This is a genomic window from Rhodococcus sp. IEGM 1318, assembly GCF_033142465.1.
Lineage (GTDB): Bacteria > Actinomycetota > Actinomycetes > Mycobacteriales > Mycobacteriaceae > Rhodococcus_F > Rhodococcus_F qingshengii_B.
In genome coordinates this window covers 291,599-307,382 of record NZ_JAWLSC010000007.1, presented here as the reverse complement: position 1 = coordinate 307,382, position 15,784 = coordinate 291,599, and the positions used below count along the sequence as shown (strand labels likewise).

13 protein-coding genes are annotated in these 15,784 nt (G+C 62.7%); 8 read left to right on the top strand and 5 right to left on the bottom strand.

The window, feature by feature from the left end:
- Positions 1-127 precede the first annotated feature (127 nt).
- Positions 128-1,558: an MFS transporter gene (locus tag R4P65_RS18750; RefSeq protein ID WP_317827654.1), complete on the bottom strand. Its 1,431-nt coding sequence runs from the start codon at positions 1,556-1,558 to the stop codon at positions 128-130.
- Positions 1,559-1,809: 251 nt separating this feature from the next.
- On the opposite strand from R4P65_RS18750, the gene R4P65_RS18745 reads away from it, so the two are divergent.
- The 3 genes from R4P65_RS18745 to R4P65_RS18735 all read left to right on the top strand — a co-directional run bounded on the left by R4P65_RS18745 (position 1,810) and on the right by R4P65_RS18735 (position 3,506).
- Positions 1,810-2,616, top strand: coding sequence for a hypothetical protein (locus tag R4P65_RS18745; RefSeq protein WP_317827653.1), 807 nt, complete (start codon positions 1,810-1,812; stop codon positions 2,614-2,616).
- A gap of 198 nt (positions 2,617-2,814) precedes the next feature.
- Entirely contained in the window at positions 2,815-3,180 is a 366-nt protein-coding gene (locus tag R4P65_RS18740) for a metal-sensitive transcriptional regulator (protein WP_317827652.1), read from the top strand.
- A 35-nt stretch (positions 3,181-3,215) separates the two neighbouring features.
- The gene (locus R4P65_RS18735; protein ID WP_317827651.1) at positions 3,216-3,506 is read left to right on the top strand and encodes a hypothetical protein; all 291 of its coding nucleotides are present in this window, start codon (positions 3,216-3,218) and stop codon (positions 3,504-3,506) included.
- A gap of 35 nt (positions 3,507-3,541) precedes the next feature.
- Here R4P65_RS18735 and R4P65_RS18730 read toward each other — a convergent pair whose 3' ends face one another.
- Together R4P65_RS18730 and R4P65_RS18725 are read right to left on the bottom strand one after the other, a co-directional pair.
- Positions 3,542-5,143 (bottom strand): ABC transporter substrate-binding protein, encoded by a 1,602-nt coding sequence (locus R4P65_RS18730; RefSeq protein WP_317827650.1) that lies wholly within the window; start codon positions 5,141-5,143, stop codon positions 3,542-3,544.
- A gap of 168 nt (positions 5,144-5,311) precedes the next feature.
- The gene (locus tag R4P65_RS18725) at positions 5,312-5,749 is read right to left on the bottom strand and encodes a hypothetical protein (RefSeq protein WP_230816778.1); all 438 of its coding nucleotides are present in this window, start codon (positions 5,747-5,749) and stop codon (positions 5,312-5,314) included.
- 112 nt (positions 5,750-5,861) lie between these two features.
- Here R4P65_RS18725 and R4P65_RS18720 point away from each other — a divergent pair, with 112 nt between their 5' ends.
- Positions 5,862-6,536, top strand: coding sequence for a class I SAM-dependent methyltransferase (locus tag R4P65_RS18720; RefSeq protein ID WP_317827649.1), 675 nt, complete (start codon positions 5,862-5,864; stop codon positions 6,534-6,536).
- Here the strand turns inward: R4P65_RS18720 and speB are convergent.
- Positions 6,500-7,456 carry an agmatinase gene (gene speB, locus R4P65_RS18715; protein ID WP_317827648.1) on the bottom strand — a complete coding sequence of 319 codons (957 nt, stop codon included), beginning with the start codon at positions 7,454-7,456 and terminating at the stop codon, positions 6,500-6,502. The genes R4P65_RS18720 and speB overlap by 37 nt on opposite strands.
- Before the next feature lie 146 nt (positions 7,457-7,602).
- Between speB and R4P65_RS18710 the strand changes: the two genes are divergently transcribed.
- The 4 genes from R4P65_RS18710 (at position 7,603) to R4P65_RS18695 (ending at position 14,236) form a co-directional block, all read left to right on the top strand.
- A complete protein-coding gene (locus tag R4P65_RS18710; protein ID WP_317827647.1) occupies positions 7,603-8,238 on the top strand; it encodes an XRE family transcriptional regulator in 636 nt (211 codons plus the stop codon).
- A gap of 133 nt (positions 8,239-8,371) precedes the next feature.
- Positions 8,372-9,217 carry a carbon-nitrogen hydrolase family protein gene (locus R4P65_RS18705; protein ID WP_317827646.1) on the top strand — a complete coding sequence of 282 codons (846 nt, stop codon included), beginning with the start codon at positions 8,372-8,374 and terminating at the stop codon, positions 9,215-9,217.
- Complete coding sequence (locus R4P65_RS18700) at positions 9,214-10,902, top strand: flavin monoamine oxidase family protein (protein WP_020968312.1); 1,689 nt, start codon at positions 9,214-9,216, stop codon at positions 10,900-10,902. The genes R4P65_RS18705 and R4P65_RS18700 overlap by 4 nt, the downstream gene beginning before the upstream one ends.
- 127 nt (positions 10,903-11,029) lie before the next feature.
- On the top strand, positions 11,030-14,236 hold the full coding sequence (locus R4P65_RS18695; protein WP_317827645.1) for an NAD-glutamate dehydrogenase domain-containing protein: 3,207 nt from the start codon (positions 11,030-11,032) through the stop codon (positions 14,234-14,236).
- Here R4P65_RS18695 and R4P65_RS18690 read toward each other — a convergent pair.
- On the bottom strand, positions 14,213-15,730 hold the full coding sequence (locus R4P65_RS18690) for a PucR family transcriptional regulator (protein WP_317827644.1): 1,518 nt from the start codon (positions 15,728-15,730) through the stop codon (positions 14,213-14,215). The genes R4P65_RS18695 and R4P65_RS18690 overlap by 24 nt on opposite strands.
- Positions 15,731-15,784 lie beyond the last annotated feature (54 nt).

Below are 15,784 nucleotides of genomic sequence, written 5' to 3'. Positions count from 1 at the left end.
GTGTTGCGCCCCCCCCCCGGGGGGGGGGGGGTCCATAGATCCCGGCCCCCAACACCCCCCCCAGTGGGGGGCCGGGGGGGGGGGGGTGGGGGGTGGGCGCCCGCCCCCACCCCACCACCGGAGTTGGTCAAGAATTGACGGTGGATTGAACGGTTCGAGACTCGTCGACCTTGGTCGACCGCATCACGACCGCGGTGATACCTGCGCCCACCACTGCGATGGCGGCTGCACCGAGGAACACCGCGGAGAACCCGTTCGTCAACTCCGTCAGGTCACCGAGTTGATCAGCGCCGAACACTGCTGCGATCGCGGTCATCATCGCGAGGCCGACAGCCGAGCCGACCTGGTAACTGACGTTGACGATGCCGGAGGCCAATCCCCCCTCTTCCGGACGCGCGGCCGAAATCGCCGTACCGAGTGAAGGAATGAACGCCAGCGTCATACCTGCGGCAGCCACCAGAGACGCCGGCAGTACGTCGACCCAGAAGTTGCCGGTGGGCCGGATCAGCGACATCCAACCCAAACCTATTCCCAGTAACAGCAATCCGGCTACGATCATTGCTTTTGCACCGAAGCGCGCCATGGCCCGTGGTGCTACGACGACCATGCCGAGCATGACGAAGATCGTCATCGGCAGCAATGCCGCACCGGCCGGGAAGGCGCTGTATCCGAGCACTTGCTGCAGGTACAGGTTCAGGAAGAACCACATCGGTATCCAGGCGGCGCCGAGCACGAGCTGAGCGATGTTCGCGGCACCGAGGTTGGGCGCCTTGAAGATTCCCAGACGCACCAGAGGCTCACGACGCTTCGACTGGATCAATACGAATGCACCCAGCAGAGCGGCCGAAACGGCGAGTGCCAGCCACGTCTGCCCGGATCCCCATCCGACGTCAGGTGCTCTGACGATGCCGAAGACTCCGACAGCGAGGCCTGCGGTGACGGCCAGTGCGCCGAGGAAGTCGATCGACCCGGTACGTGCCGGTGCGTTCGGCATCAGGAGGGGAGTAGCGATCAGCGCGATGACGGCGATGGGAATGTTGAGGTAAAACACCCAAGGCCAGCTGGTGTATTCGGTGATGACGCCGCCGAGGAACACTCCGGCCGTACCGCCTGCCGGGGCGGCAGCGCCGTAGATGGACAGCGCCTTGGTCATCTCTTTCTGCGTGCTGCCGAACAGCATCATCAGCAAGGTGAGCGCCGATGGTGCGATGAGTGCGGCACCTGCACCCTGAACGGCGCGGCCCGCAAGTTCGACGGCAACGTTACCGGCGGCACCGGCGACAACGGAACCGATCAGCAGGATCAGCCAACCAGCGGAGAACACTCTGCGGGCGCCGAACAGGTCGGACAGGCGGCCGCCGAGGAGGAGTAGCCCGCCGAATGCGATGACGTACGCATTGAAGACCCAGGTCAGGCCTTCCTGGGAAAAGCCGAGATCGCTCTGCATCTGAGGGAGAGCGACACCGATGATCGAGGTGTCCATGATGACCATGAACTGAGCGGCGGCGATCAACGCCAACGCCCACCACTTACGGGTGGATTTCGGTTGTGTGGACATTCTGAGTTCCTTACCTCTACGGGGTATAGGTGATGCTCGTGTGGTCAGGGGGTGTCGAAAGCGAGCCTTGGCGACATCGGCGCAGCGCTTCCTTGAGGTGCGCGGGGAAATGCTGTTCTTGGAACTCATTCGGCCGGCGCTCTGCGTAGATGCGCATCGGATCTCCTTCGAGTGAATTCAGGGTGTTCGAGTAGTTCGTTGCATACCCTAGGGGGGTATGGTACAAATTGCAACAGGTTCGAATTCAAGGAGTGTCGAACCCGACGCAGACGGCAACGGAAGTGCTGCCGACCCAAACTTTGGAGGGCAAGATGTTCAGCGGCAACGGCTACACACTGGAATTGGCAACGTCGGAGGCGGCCGTCGGCAGCCATGTCCCCTTGCAGTTCCGGATCCTGGATTCGGTTGGAACTCCGTTGACCAGGTACACCGACACCCACGACAAGCAGTTGCATCTGATCGTGGTCGGTCTGGACCTGACCGGATTCCAACACGTGCATCCCGAATTGGACGAGAACGGAAACTGGCGTGTGTCAGTCGATTTCGATCATGCGGGAGACTACCGAGTCTTCGCTGACTTCACCCCGGACGGGGGTGACGGAATGACGCTGAGTGCGGATGTACGCGTCGCCGGGTCCTATGATCCTCGGCCGTTGCCCGCCGCTGCTGCCGTCACGACGGTCGACGGCTATACCGTCTCTCTCGAAGGCGCGGCCCATGCCGGCCAGACATCGAAGCTCACGCTCTCGGTCATCCGTGACGGAATCCCGGTCACAGACTTGCAGCCCTACCTTGCCGCGTACGGGCACCTGGTCGCGTTGCGTGCCTCTGACCTCGCGTATCTCCATGTGCATCCGGACGGTCATCCCGGTGACGGTGTCACGCCGGCTGGACCGGCAATCACCTTCTACGCGAACATGCCGAGCGCTGAGGACTACCGGTTGTTCCTGGACTTCAAACATGGCGAAGTGGTGCGCACGGCGGAATTCACTCTGACGGCCGACAGTGCGACCACGCCTGGGGGCGAACACTCGAGCCACTCGCGCCACGGGCACTGAGACCGAATGAGTCTCGCAGCAACGGGAAAACGGGCATGGGCGATCACCATGCACCCATCTGTTCGTGCAGTAGCGAAGTGCCTGGCGATGTGCGCAGTGATTGCTCTGCAGGACAACGGAAGCCGACGAGTATCCGCACATCGCCCCGGAAACGAGAATTGTTGCGAAGTCACGCGTTGACGAACAGGAGGACATCGAATGTTGGAAGCGACAGAAGTAGGCAGTGCTCCAAGCAGCGCCCCAAGCAGCGATACGGCCGGCGATGCATGCTGCACGAGTGATTCGCACGGCTACATCACCGCCAAGGGCGACTACCTGGGGCGTCTGCGTCGCATAGAGGGTCAAGCTCGCGGCCTGCAGCGCATGGTCGACGAGGACAAATACTGCATCGACATTCTCACGCAGGTCTCGGCGATGACCAAGGCTCTCCACGCGGTGGCTATGGGACTGCTCGAGGACCACATCAGCCATTGCGTCGTCAAAGCTGCCGTTGACGGTGGTCCCGAGGCGGAGGCAAAGGTGAAGGAAGCGACCGACGCGATTGCGAGGCTCGTTCGCTCGTAGAACTGTGCTCGACGAACATTGATACCGTGGTCGTCATGTTCAGCATCGAGATCCGTCGTACATTCGCTGTGAGGCAGGGACTTCCGGCACCGGTGCGGGACGCGAAAGACTTTCCGCCGCTGATGCCTGCCGAGGGATTTCGCGTGACGATGCGAGCGGCATTCTCGTTCGAGGACGACCAACTCGGAGGACGTGGATGGTTTGTCGACACGGACGCTCTGGACGAGTCCGTCGATCGATGTGCCGCGCGATCGGCGAGCGGTGTCTGGCCGGAGGTTTTAGACAATAGGCGTGGCAACGAGATACGTCAGATCGCACTGATCTGACGTATCTCGTTGGGGCACAAGGTTCGGTCGACGGACTACTGGTAGAGACGCAGTGCAGACCCGATGAAGGACTTACCGAATGCGAGTCCGGCCTTGTTGAAGTAGAAGCTCATGTTCGTATTCGCGAACGGCACCGCGGACACCGTCTTGGTGATCTGCGACTCGGCGTCTGCCCACTCTGCGCACGCTGCGTCGCCGGTCAACCCGGAAGCCTTGGCCACCGCTGCTTCGTAGGCGGGGTTGTTGATCGAAGAGAAATTCTTACCGGCTGCCGGAGCAGGTCCGGTGAAGAACGGGGTGAACCCGCTGGGAATCGAATTGTTGATCTGGATCCATGCGATGTCCCACTGATTGTTGTCTTTACCGCTGAGCATGACATCGACAACCTTGTTCTGGTCGGCTCCCGTCACCTCGACGGTTGCGCCGAGATCCGACCATGCGGCCTGAGCGAGTTCGGCTGCTGCGCTGCGAGCTTCTTCGCCTCCCGCGTAGAAGAGGCGGAGTGTCAACGGGTTTCCGTCTTTGCTTCGTTTTCCGTCCGGCCCGGCGGTCCAGCCGGCAGCATCCAAAGTTGTCTTAGCCGCACTGACGTCGTAGGCCGGAATGTTGCCGGTGACGGAGTCGTACACGCAGGCGCGGGGCTCTACGCCGACAAGACTTGTAGCGCGGGTGCCCTGGCCGGCAGTGATAACTTCTGCCAGATCGTCGAGATTGACTCCCTGGATGAGTGCTTTGCGAACAGCGGGATCGCTGGTGGGATTACTCGCGATCTGGTTGAAGTACATCTGACCGGACGGCATCGGGCGATTGATCGAGGTGAAATTGGCGGCTTCGATCCGGTCCTTGTCCGGACCGGCGATCGGAGATGCGTTGAGTTCGCCGGAGAGAAGCTGGTTTGCGGCGGTGCTGACATTGGGCGCCATGACAGCGATGACGGTCTTGGGGACGCCCGGTGTGTCGGAGGTGGTGTCGTCGGGGCCCCAGTTGTAGCCGTCACGACGCTCGAACGTGTAGTGGTCGTTGGCGGCGACTTCGGTGACTTCGAACATCCCGGAACCGAGGGACTTCTTGTTCGAGGCGGTCGGGTCCGCGAGTCCGGCGTCGCACATGATCGGGAGGCGACTGACTGTGAGGAGGAGGAAGGGGCTCGGTGCCGGAGTGGTGACCGTGATGGTGCGGGTCGCGGGATCGGCAGTCGCCGAAGCGCCTACGGGGACCGTAGTGCCGCGCTGTTGTGAACCGTTGGCCGGATCGGCCACGAAGTTGATGTTGTTCGCGACGGTCTGTGCGTTCAGCGTCGACCCGTCGGTACAGGTCACTCCTTCGCGGATGGTGAAGGAAGCGGAGGTGGGCGTCTCTTCCCATTTTTCTGCCAACCATGGTTTGAATTCGCTGGTGTCCGGATCCTGGTAGACCAGGGAGTCGTAGGCCAGCCTCGAGATGTCAGCGGTTGCCGCGGAGCCGGACATGATCGGGTTGAGTGCACCCGGATCGGCTTGCAACGCATATCGGAAGGTTCCGTCTGTCAAAGGCTCACCGCCGTCGGAGCCCGAGGACGTGCCTCCCGAGCTGCAAGCCGACAACACGAGTGCGAGCCCCGCGGCCGTTGCAAGTGCCGGATAAGAGCGGTGTTTCATTGTGCCTCCGTGAAGGAGCCAGGGCCCGAGCGAAATTCGAGAGGGCGCGGTCGAGTGTGACCGCTAAATCTTGGCGTAGGACGTGACGGGCATCTCGGTCGATCTTCACGAAAATCATGCCGATTTTTGTTCGATCTCACGAGAACCGGGGTGATGAACCAGTTCAGCTCACGGTGAGTCGAGGTCATTTCGCTGTGGCCACCCGGTTGCAGTGAGTACAACAGCAGGGACCGACGTCAACGGAGAGATCGGGCCGAGGGCGAGGAGATCTTCGTCTTCGTCGATCTCAGACCAGAATTTTTCAGAAGAAACATCGAGGCCGAGAACGATCCACGGCGGTCCGGCTTCTTGAAAGGCAAAGGAGACGCTGCCGGTTCGCGGAACCGTCGCATCGAACAGGTGGTCTCCGACTGGATATCCCTGTTGCTCGCCCACCAACGTCAGGGTTGTTGGTTCGAAGGACGCCTCGCGCAGCATCTTCTCGACTGCGCGGTCGAAACTCTGCTGGGTGGTGAACTCTTCGTCCGCGTTCGAACCGCTGAACTCGGGGAAATGCGCACAACACAAAACGTGTGAGCCCTCTGAGTTGCAGTAGAGACGAAACACGGGAAATCCACCTGCCACGAAGCGTGACGTTAGCAGAGCGTCGAAAATGGAGAAGTTGCTGTTTCAGCAAAGATGTTTGCGTGAGTTGTGGAAGGTCGTTCATCCTGGGTGCATGAGCCACGAACACCACAATCACCACGAAAACTCTGAAACCACCGAGAATCCGTACGCCAAGGCGGACGCACAATTCTGGAACTCGCTGTACGAAGAACGCCCAGCGCGGTGGAGCGGAAATCCCAACCCACAGTTGATTGCCGAGGCCTCCGGCCTCGAGCCGGGCACCGCACTGGACGTCGGTTGCGGTGAAGGCGCCGACGCTTTGTGGTTGGCGCGTCGCGGGTGGAAGGTCACCGGCACCGACATCTCGTCGGTGGCGCTCGGTCGCGCCCAGGCACACGTCGAAGGCGAGGGCGTCGACATCGAATGGCTGGAAGCCGACCTGACGAAGTGGGATCCGCAGGGGCGCTCGTTCGATCTGGTGTCCGCGCAGTTCTTCCACATGCTCGAACCCGCGCGCGGGGAATTGTTCCGGGCGCTCGGTGATCTGGTCGCGCCGGATGGGCATCTTCTGATAGTGGGCCACTCACCCCACGAGTCGCCCACCGAACATCATCGGGCCATGCTGCATACCCCGGAATATGTGGAGTCGTTGTTCACCGATGGTTGGAAGGTGTTGGTCTCGGAGTCGCGGGAACGTGATCTTCCCGCGAACCCCGAGATGCATCACACCACGGATACCGTTGTGCTGCTTCAGCGATTGAGTGCGAGCACCGACAGCAACTCGTAAGCGACGTGAGCCGCTGCGATACCGGTGATCTCGGCGTGGTCGTACGCCGGCGCTACCTCGACGATGTCGGCGCCGACCACGTTGAGTCCCACCAACCCGCGCAGTGTGTTCAACAATTCGCGAGAGGTCATGCCGCCCGCTTCGGGTGTTCCGGTACCCGGAGCGTGGGCAGGATCGAGCACGTCGATGTCGACGGAGACGTACACCGGGCCACCGTCGAGGCGCTTACGCATGCGCTCGACGATGCTGGCGACGCCGTCGACCTCGTAGTCGTCACTGCGGATCACCTGGAAGCCGAGGACGCGGTCGTCTTCGAGGTCTTTCTCGCTGTAGAGCGGTCCACGGATGCCGATGTGCTGCGAGCGCTCCATATCGATCAGGCCTTCTTCGCTGGCGCGGCGGAAGGGGGTGCCGTGGGTGAAAGGCTGACCGAAGTAGGTGTCCCAGGTGTCGAGGTGAGCGTCGAAGTGCAGGACGGCGATCGGGCCGTGATCGCGGGCCAGTGAACGCAGGATCGGAAGGGCGATGGTGTGGTCGCCGCCGAGCGTGAGCACGGAGGAACCGTCGGCGCGCAGGTCGGTGACGGCGGACTGAACCGTCGTGAGAGCTTCCTGAATGTCGAAGGGGTTGACGCCGATGTCGCCGAAATCGGCTACCTGCTGGTTGGCGAAGGGCGAGACCTTGAGCGCGGGGTTGTACGGACGCAGCAGCTTCGACGCAGCGCGGATGTGCCCCGGACCGAACCGAGCGCCGGGTCGGTAGCTGACACCCGAATCGAAGGGGATGCCGAGGATTGTCACGTCGGCGCGCGAGACCTCATCGAGGCGCGGCAGACGCGCAAAAGTGGTCGGCTCGGCGTAGCGGGGGACGCGCGTGGCGTCGACGGGTCCGATGAACGATCCGGGTTTGTTGGTAGCCATGTGCAGAGGTCCCTGCTCTCGATTCGGCGCACACCGGGCGCCCTTCAGTGATGTAGCTCTCTGAGCAAGTATGGTTTCTTCAAGAGGCTCGGTTGTCAACCCCTGTTTCCTGAAAGGGACACGGCGGTCGTGAAGGAGTGGGTTCAGTGGCCAAGGCGAAGGAAGCGGTCGAGCCGGTCGGACCGCGCATCGGGGCGAGGCTCAAGGCGGCACGTCAGTCGAAGCGGTTGACCCTCGACGACCTGGCCGAGGCATGTGGTGTGACGAAGGGGTACCTCTCGAAACTCGAGCGCGATCACGTCAACGCGTCGGTGGCGACCCTGATCAAGGTGTGCGCAGTGCTCGAGATCCCCGTCGGATCCCTGTTCGAGAATGCGTCCGCCGGTGAAGTGGTCCGCGCCGACGCCATGCCGCAAATCAGCTTCGGTGGCGAAAAGATGACGGAGTACCTGCTCACGCCTACCAACGAGCGTCGAATTCAGGTGCTGCTCGGCGAGCTGGAACCAGGCGGCGGAAGTGGTCAGGAGTTCTACAGTCTGCCGATCGACGTGAACTTCGTGCACGTGCTGGAGGGCGGCTTGCGGGTCTCGTTCGAGGGCGGTCGGACGGATCCTAACGGTGAGGCCGTCGATGCCGAAGACGTCGTGCTTGCGGTGGGCGATTCCTTTACATTCACGCCGACGCACAACCATAGTTTTCAGGCCGAAGGCTCGGTTCTGGCGAAGGTTCTGTGGGTCTTGAATCCGGCATTGCCGGAAGGGCCACGCGCGTCGCCTTCGTGAGACTCGAATCCGTGAATGTTGATTCTTAGGAAACAAGAGTTGACATGATTGGCGGCACCCGTCACGCTGGTAGTTGTCCCCGTCACACACACCGTCGAAAATTGGCGTCACGGAACTCCTGAAGGAGCGCACCATGCATGTCGATTCAGTTCGAGTTGGCCTGTTCCAAGGTCCGCTCACCACCCCGGACACCTTTGCGTCGGTGGAGTTCAACCTCGCTGCAATCGGCACCGCTGCCCGCGAGGCCGCGGCATCCGGTGCGAAGATCCTGGTGACGCCGGAGATGTCCGCAACCGGCTACGACATCGGCGAACTGGTGTCGCTGCGCGCGGAACCGGCCGACGGCCCGATCTTCGATTCCGTCGCCGAGATGGCTCGCAGTGCAGGCATTGCCGTCGTCTACGGTTACCCCGAACTCGACGGGGGAGACGTCTACAACAGCGTGCAGGTGGTGGACCGCGACGGCACTTCGCTTGCGCACTACCGCAAGACGCACCTGTTCGGCACGCTCGACCGCGAATATTTCCGGCCAGGTGAGACCCTGGTGGTCGGGTTCGATTTCGAGGGCATCCGCTGCGGATTGTTGATCTGCTACGACGTGGAATTTCCCGAAGCGGTTCGGGCCCATGCCGACGCCGGTACCGAATGGCTCATCGTGCCGACGGGGTTGATGACTCCGTACGAACACATTGCGCAGCAAGTGGTTCCGGCCCGCGCATACGAGAGTCAGATGTTTGTCACCTACGTCAATCGCTGCGGCGCCGAAACCGAGCTGACCTACTGCGGTCTCTCGTGCGCCATCGCACCCGACGGTGCCGAGTTGGCGCGGGCAGGTGGCGGCCAGGAATTGCTCTTCGCGGATATCGCCGCCGCCACCATCTCGCAATCGCGCACCCTCAACACGCATCTCGACGATCGACGCCTCGATCTGTATCCAGACCTTTCTGTCACGACTGTCTCCAAGGAGAACCGTAGATGACCATCCCAGTAGCTCCGGACAGTTCCTCGGAACCCGGCAAGCAGCCGCCCCTCACGATGTTCGGACCGGATTTTCCGTTCCCGTACGACGACTACGTTTCCAGTCCGGCGGGACTCGGCTCGGTGCCCGATCTGGCACTGGGTACAGAAGTTGCCGTGATCGGTGGTGGACTCTCCGGCATGATCGCGGCCTACGAGTTGCTCAAGGTCGGTCTCAAACCGATTGTCTACGAAGCTGATCAGATCGGTGGCCGGATGCGGTCGGTCGAGTTCGACGGGCACCCCGGGGTTGTCGCCGAGATGGGCGCAATGCGTTTCCCACCATCGTCGACGACGTTGTTCCACTACCTGAACGAACTGGGTCTGCAGACCGAAGAGTTCCCCAATCCTCTTGCCGAGGTCACACCGAGCACGGTCATCGACCTCAAGGGTGAGAGCCACTACGCGCACACTCTCGAGGATCTGCCGCCGATCTACACCGAGGTGGCGCAGGCCTGGCAGCGCACTCTCGAAGAGCATGCGGATCTGATTCCGTTGCAGCAGGCCATTCGTGACCGTGACACCGCAGAAATCAAGCGGATCTGGAACGACCTCGTGGTGCGCTACGACGATCAGACCTTCTACGGATTCCTCGCCGCGTCGAAGCACTTCAAGTCCTTCCACATGCGGGAAGTGTTCGGGCAGGTCGGATTCGGTACGGGCGGTTGGGATACCGACTACCCCAACTCGATTCTCGAAATCCTTCGTGTGGTCATCACGGCCGCCGACGACGACCATCGCGGCATCGTCGGTGGATCGCAGCAGCTGCCGATGCGGTTGTGGAACCGCGCCCCGGCGCACATGGCGCATTGGCCTGCCGGTACGACGGTCGCTTCGCTCAACGACGGCGAGACGCGTCCCCGCGTCACCGAACTCCGCCGTACCGAGCCCGGCAACATCACGGTCACGGACTCCGAAGGTTTCATTCGCACGTATGCGAGTGCCGTTGTGACAGTGCAGAGTTGGATGCTGCTCAACAACATCAGGTGTGACGACGATCTGTTCCCGATCGATCACTGGACTGCGATCGAGCGCACTCACTATATGGGTTCGACCAAGGTGTTCGTTCTCGTCGACCGCCCGTTCTGGAAGGACAAGGACCCCGTGACCGGCCGTGATTCGGTGTCGATGACACTGACCGACCGTATGAGTCGCGGCACCTACCTGCTCGATCAGGGCGAGGGCAAGCCAGGCCTGATCTGCTTGTCGTACACCTGGTCGGACGATTCGCTGAAGCTGCTGGCGCTCGACGCCACCGAGCGCATGAACATCATGCTGCGCTCTCTCGAAGAGATCTACCCAGGCGTGGACTTCCGCAGCCACATCATCTCGAGCCCGGTGACGCTGTCGTGGGAAACCGAGCGCGACTTCATGGGTGCATTCAAGGCGAACCTTCCGGGGCACTACCGGTACCAGGAGCGCCTGTTCTCTCACTTCGTGCAGAATGATCTCGAACCGCGTCATCGGGGAATCTTCCTCGCCGGAGACGACGTGTCGTGGACTGCCGGCTGGGCCGAGGGCGCGATTCAGACCGCGATCAACGCGGTATGGGGCGTCGTCAACCATCTCGGCGGCGCTGCGCCTACCGAGAATCCCGGACCCGGCGACGTGTTCGAGGAGCTCGCTCCGATCAGGTTGGGCGACTGAGCTCACCGCAACTGCCGAAATGTCGTGCCCGATGGGGGTTGGTACTCCTATCGGGCACGACCTCTTTCCGGTGATCCACGCAACACTGGAAAGTGTTCGGATCCAATAATTTCCAGGAGGGTGTTCAATGGCGAGCACATCATCGGCGACCAAGACCGCAGCTGCAGAATCGAGACCCGCGGGCGGTGATCGATCCGGTGACCCGGCGCTCGAACTGGTCGCCGAATTGGCAGCAGCGGGCCAGCGACTCGTCTTCCGTCAGGGCGACGACTTGAACAGCGATGCCCTGAACATTGACGATCTGACCTGTGTGGTGCTGTGGCCGTCCGGAGAGCCCTCCCTCTCCGATCTGTGCGAGAATTTCGAGTCCCTCGGACTCCGAGTTTCGACGCACCGGCCGCTTCCGACCGTTCTGGGTTCGGCACACTACTTCACCTTCGAGCCGAGCACCTTCGACGGCAGTGCGTTGGAGAAGATGGCGGACGCCTTCGAAGCCGTCATCGCCGGACAGACCCGGATGGACGCATTCTCCAGTCTGATCGGACGAGCAGACATCACGTGGCGCGACGCAGAGTTGCTGCGCGCTGCGTGCCGTTTCCTCGCTCAGGCTCGTATCGGGTTGTCCGAGAGCTACATCGTCGGAGTGTTGGCAGCGAAGCCGCTCTTCGTACGGCAGGCAATCGAACTCTTCACCGCGCGTTTCGATCCCGCAGTAGCAGGTTCGCGTGAGACGGCCGTGGCCACCGCGGCGGCGGCCATCGACGAATCAGTCGACGGTGCAGACACTCTCGACGAGGATCGCGTCTTGCGCGGTGTGCGTTCATTCTTGCAGGCGACTCTGCGCACCAACTGGTACCTGCGCGGTGAGGCCGGCGAGCCGCTGCCGTACGCGTCGTTCAAGATCGACTCGCAGTTGCTCTCCACCCCACAGAAGACCGTTCCCTTCCGCGAGATCTACGTCAGCGCACCCAATGTCGAAGGCGTGCATCTGCGTAGCTCGTCCGTCGCCCGTGGTGGCCTGCGTTGGTCGGATCGATACGAGGACTTCCGCACCGAGGCTCTGAGTCTGATGAAGACCCAGAGCGTGAAGAATTCGCCGATCGTTCCCTCGGGAGCCAAGGGTGCGTTCGTGGTTCGGGGCACGTCGTCACCGACCCCGGCGCAGGTGCAGGAGTCGTACAGCACCTTCATCCGCGGCTTGCTGGACGTGGTGGACAACATCGTCGACGGCGCAGCGGTGCACCCGGCAGAAGTAATCGAGTACGACGGTGAAGACTCCTACCTCGTCGTGGCGGCGGACAAGGGGACCGCACGGTTCTCCGATGTCGCGAACGGCATCGCCGTCGAGCGTGGTTTCTGGCTCGGCGACGCTTTTGCTTCCGGCGGTTCGGCCGGCTACGACCACAAGGCGATGGGCATCACCGCTCGCGGCGCCTGGGTAGCGGTTCGACGCCACTTCGCCGAGCGCGACCTCGACGTCGACACCGATCCGTTCACCGTCGCGGGCATCGGTGACATGTCCGGCGATGTGTTCGGTAACGGAATGTTGCTCTCGCACAAGATCCGTCTGGTCGCGGCATTCGACCACCGCCACATCTTCATCGACCCGAACCCCGACACCGAGACGACGTTTGCCGAACGCGCTCGTCTCTTCACCGTGCCGCGCTCGTCCTGGGACGACTTCGACCGCACTGTGATGTCGCCGGGTGGTGGCGTCTGGCCGCGCAGCGCGAAGTCGATCCGTCTTCCGCTCGAGGCGCGTCAGGTCCTCGGTATCACCGAGGAGAAGCTGACTCCGCAGGAACTGATCCGAGCGATCCTGTGCGCTCCGATGGACCTGTTGTGGAACGGTGGCGTCGGTACCTACGTGAAGGCATCGACCGAAAGCAACGTCGACGCGGCCGATCCGTCCAACGACGCAGTTCGCGTCAGCGCTGACGAGTTGCGTGCAACCGTCGTGGGTGAGGGCGGTAATCTCGGTTTCACCCAGCGTGCCCGCATCGAATATGCCGCTGGCGGAGGCCGAATCAACGCCGACTTCATCGACAACGCGGCAGGCGTGGCTACCTCGGACCGTGAGGTCAACATCAAGATCGCACTCGCAGCGTTGGACGCGACCTCGCGCAATGAACTACTTGCGGCGGCTCAGGACGAGGTAGCCGCATCGGTACTCGAGGCCAGTGAAGATCAGACCCTCGCGATCAGCCTGGCCGAGCACCGCGCTCCCGCCCTACTCGATCAGCACGAGCGGTTGATCGAGAACCTGGTCTCGGCGGGCGCGATGAAGCGCCTCGAAGAATCATTGCCGGACGCCAAGGCGCTGGCGGTCAGGGCGCGAGCCGGGCAGGGTCTCCTGCGACCGGAACTTGCTGTGCTGGTGGCGCAGTCGAAGAACGTGCTGACGGCGGAATTGGGGGCGTCGACCGTCCCGGACAATCAGATCTTCGCCGATCGCCTTCCTCAGTACTTCCCGCTCTCCGTCGTCGAGGCAGCACCGGACGCGGTCCGCGCACATCGGTTGGGCCGCGACATCATCATCACCTCGGTGGTCGACGAACTGGTCAACCGCGTCGGCCCCGGCGTGCTGTTCCGGCTAGAGGAACACCTCGGAGTCCGCAGTCCGGAAGCGGCTCTGGCCTACGCCGTAGTCAGCGAAGTGCTCGGCACCGAGGAACTTCGGCGCGAGATCTTGAACTCGGAGCTCCGCGCCACCGAGCAGTTGCAGGCTCTCGATCGCTTGCAGCAGTTGTTGGAATCCGAGATGAGCTGGGTGTTGCGTCGTCCGGGAGCAGCCGGCCGGTTCACCGTGAACCCGCGAGCCGACATCGATCGATGGGCCGCGCCCGTGCGGGCTCTCACCGAAGGGCTGTCGGCAAGCGACCGCATCGAGGCGTCTTTCGGGGCGCTCGCCCTGGCTGACATTGCGTTGCAGGAGAATACGACGGTTCAGGCCGCGGCCGCGATCTACCGGGAACTCTCCGACACCCTCGATCTGGGCGACGTTCTCGGGGGCGTCGACGTTGCCGTCGGTGCCTCGCATTGGGAGGTCATGGGCAGCGCTGCCGTCCATGCCAGGTTGACGGCGCGTTTCGCGGACCTCGTGTCCGGAGCGCTCGGAGAAGGTATTCCGGAGGTCGTCGAGTTGTGGATCGCCGCCAATCCGCAAGCGGTGCGCCGGTTCACAGCTTTGATGTCGAGCGTGAGCCGCAGCGGAGCGCTGGACACCGCCCGTCTCTGCACGGTCGACGCCGAACTTGAACTACTCGTTCGCGGTGCGTCCAGTTTCGCTTCGGTGCGCGCCGCGGAGCGTTCAGCGACCCTCCCAGGCGAGTAGCGATAGCAGCAGTTCGGCTCTGACCCTGGCCTGTCCGAGGTCGCATTGCAGCAGTTCCTCGATGCGTGCGATGCGACCTCGGAGGGTGTGCCGATGAACACCGAGTTCGGCTGCGGCCGATTCCCATTGGCCGTTTGCCTCGAGATAGGCGCGCAAAGACGCGACCAGCGCGGTCCCGTGTGCCTGGTCGTGTTCCGTCAGCACCGGGATGGTGTCCGCAGCCATCGCGATCAGTGCCTCACGGGCAGGCTCGGACGCCAGAATCGTCGAACCACTCAGAGCGTCGAACTCGAGAATGCGGGCAGTGGCCGTCGTGAGATTGGCCGCGGCGCGGGCCTGAACGAGTGCGCGAGGTGCATCGAGAAGGCGGTGAGGGGTGCTGATTCCGGCCCGCACAGCTTTTTCCTCGGCGGGGGAGAGTTGCGCCAGTAGCGTTTTGGCTGTGTCGATGGTGTCGGTTCCACGAAGGAGTACGGTCAGCGCGCCGTCTTCGGATTGGGCAAACAGCGGGCGGCCTGCCCGGGCGAGAGCGTTGTCGAGTTCGCGGAGAACGGGTCCGAGTCCGGATCCGCGAACGTGGACGACACGAATGTTGCCGTGCGTGTCGCTCGCTTCGTCCAAGTACGACGGCACACCATCCTCGGGGATTCGACCGTCGAGTAAGAGCCCGAAAGCCATGGCGTTGAGTCGAGTTCGCTCGGCCCGTAGTCGAACCGGTTTCTCGAGTTCGAGAGTGAGCAGCGAGACCGCATGCCCGAGCAACACTCTGTCGATATTGCTCAGGGGCCCGGCGCCCGCCATGGCGAGGTAGCCGTGCCAACTGTCGGTGACGCCGACGGGGGACAGTGTCAGCGTCCGTTCGGGTGTGCTCTGCGAGATCGACGCCGGAGCGTTGGGATCGCGGGTGGTGGCCGCGACCGCGCGAACCTCGGCGATCAACGACTTCTGGTTTGCCGGATGCACCGCGGTGATCCGATCACCGACAAACGCCACCGAAGTTTTTGTGGCCGTGGCCAGTTCACGCACGATCGCCGACACGCCACCACGCAGTGCAACGCGGGTGATGCGTGTTTGCACTTCTGCCGCGCGGAGTACCGATTCGTATTCCTGCTGGCTCAATCGTGTCATCACCGCGCGCGTGACCGCCGCGAACGGGGTCGTGAACGGCACCTCCAGTAGGGGGAGTCCGCGACCGCGGGCGGCGGCAATCAGGTCTGCGGGCACACTCTCGTGGGAAAGGCCGGTCCCGAAACCCAGAGCCGATACTTCTGCGGCGGCCAGACGGTCGATGTACTCGCTGTAGTCAGTGGCGTCCGCGCCCACCAGTGCCAGCCCGGTGGTGAGCACCAATTCGCCGCCGGAAAGCCACGGGGTGGGGTCCGTCAGCTCTGTGGCCTGCGCAAACGTGACGGGGTGGGTGGCAGCTGCTCGGTCGGTGAGCAGAGCCAGCGAGAGGTGTTTCTGGCGCAAGAGCCACGAGATCGGAACCGTCACCTGATCAAGGCTAGCTGCCGTTGCCGATATGGAGTAGCCCTAAAGCTCCGGGTA

What these genes read in the sequence shown, in the direction of transcription:
- R4P65_RS18750 (WP_317827654.1), bottom strand. Translation starts at nt 1,558, where the DNA reads ATGTCCACACAACCGAAATCCACCCGTAAGTGGTGGGCGTTGGCGTTG.
- R4P65_RS18740 (WP_317827652.1), top strand. Translation starts at nt 2,815, where the DNA reads ATGTTGGAAGCGACAGAAGTAGGCAGTGCTCCAAGCAGCGCCCCAAGC.
- R4P65_RS18735 (WP_317827651.1), top strand. Translation starts at nt 3,216, where the DNA reads ATGTTCAGCATCGAGATCCGTCGTACATTCGCTGTGAGGCAGGGACTT.
- R4P65_RS18730 (WP_317827650.1), bottom strand. Translation starts at nt 5,143, where the DNA reads ATGAAACACCGCTCTTATCCGGCACTTGCAACGGCCGCGGGGCTCGCA.
- R4P65_RS18720 (WP_317827649.1), top strand. Translation starts at nt 5,862, where the DNA reads ATGAGCCACGAACACCACAATCACCACGAAAACTCTGAAACCACCGAG.
- speB (WP_317827648.1), bottom strand. Translation starts at nt 7,456, where the DNA reads ATGGCTACCAACAAACCCGGATCGTTCATCGGACCCGTCGACGCCACG.
- R4P65_RS18705 (WP_317827646.1), top strand. Translation starts at nt 8,372, where the DNA reads ATGCATGTCGATTCAGTTCGAGTTGGCCTGTTCCAAGGTCCGCTCACC.
- R4P65_RS18700 (WP_020968312.1), top strand. Translation starts at nt 9,214, where the DNA reads ATGACCATCCCAGTAGCTCCGGACAGTTCCTCGGAACCCGGCAAGCAG.
- R4P65_RS18695 (WP_317827645.1), top strand. Translation starts at nt 11,030, where the DNA reads ATGGCGAGCACATCATCGGCGACCAAGACCGCAGCTGCAGAATCGAGA.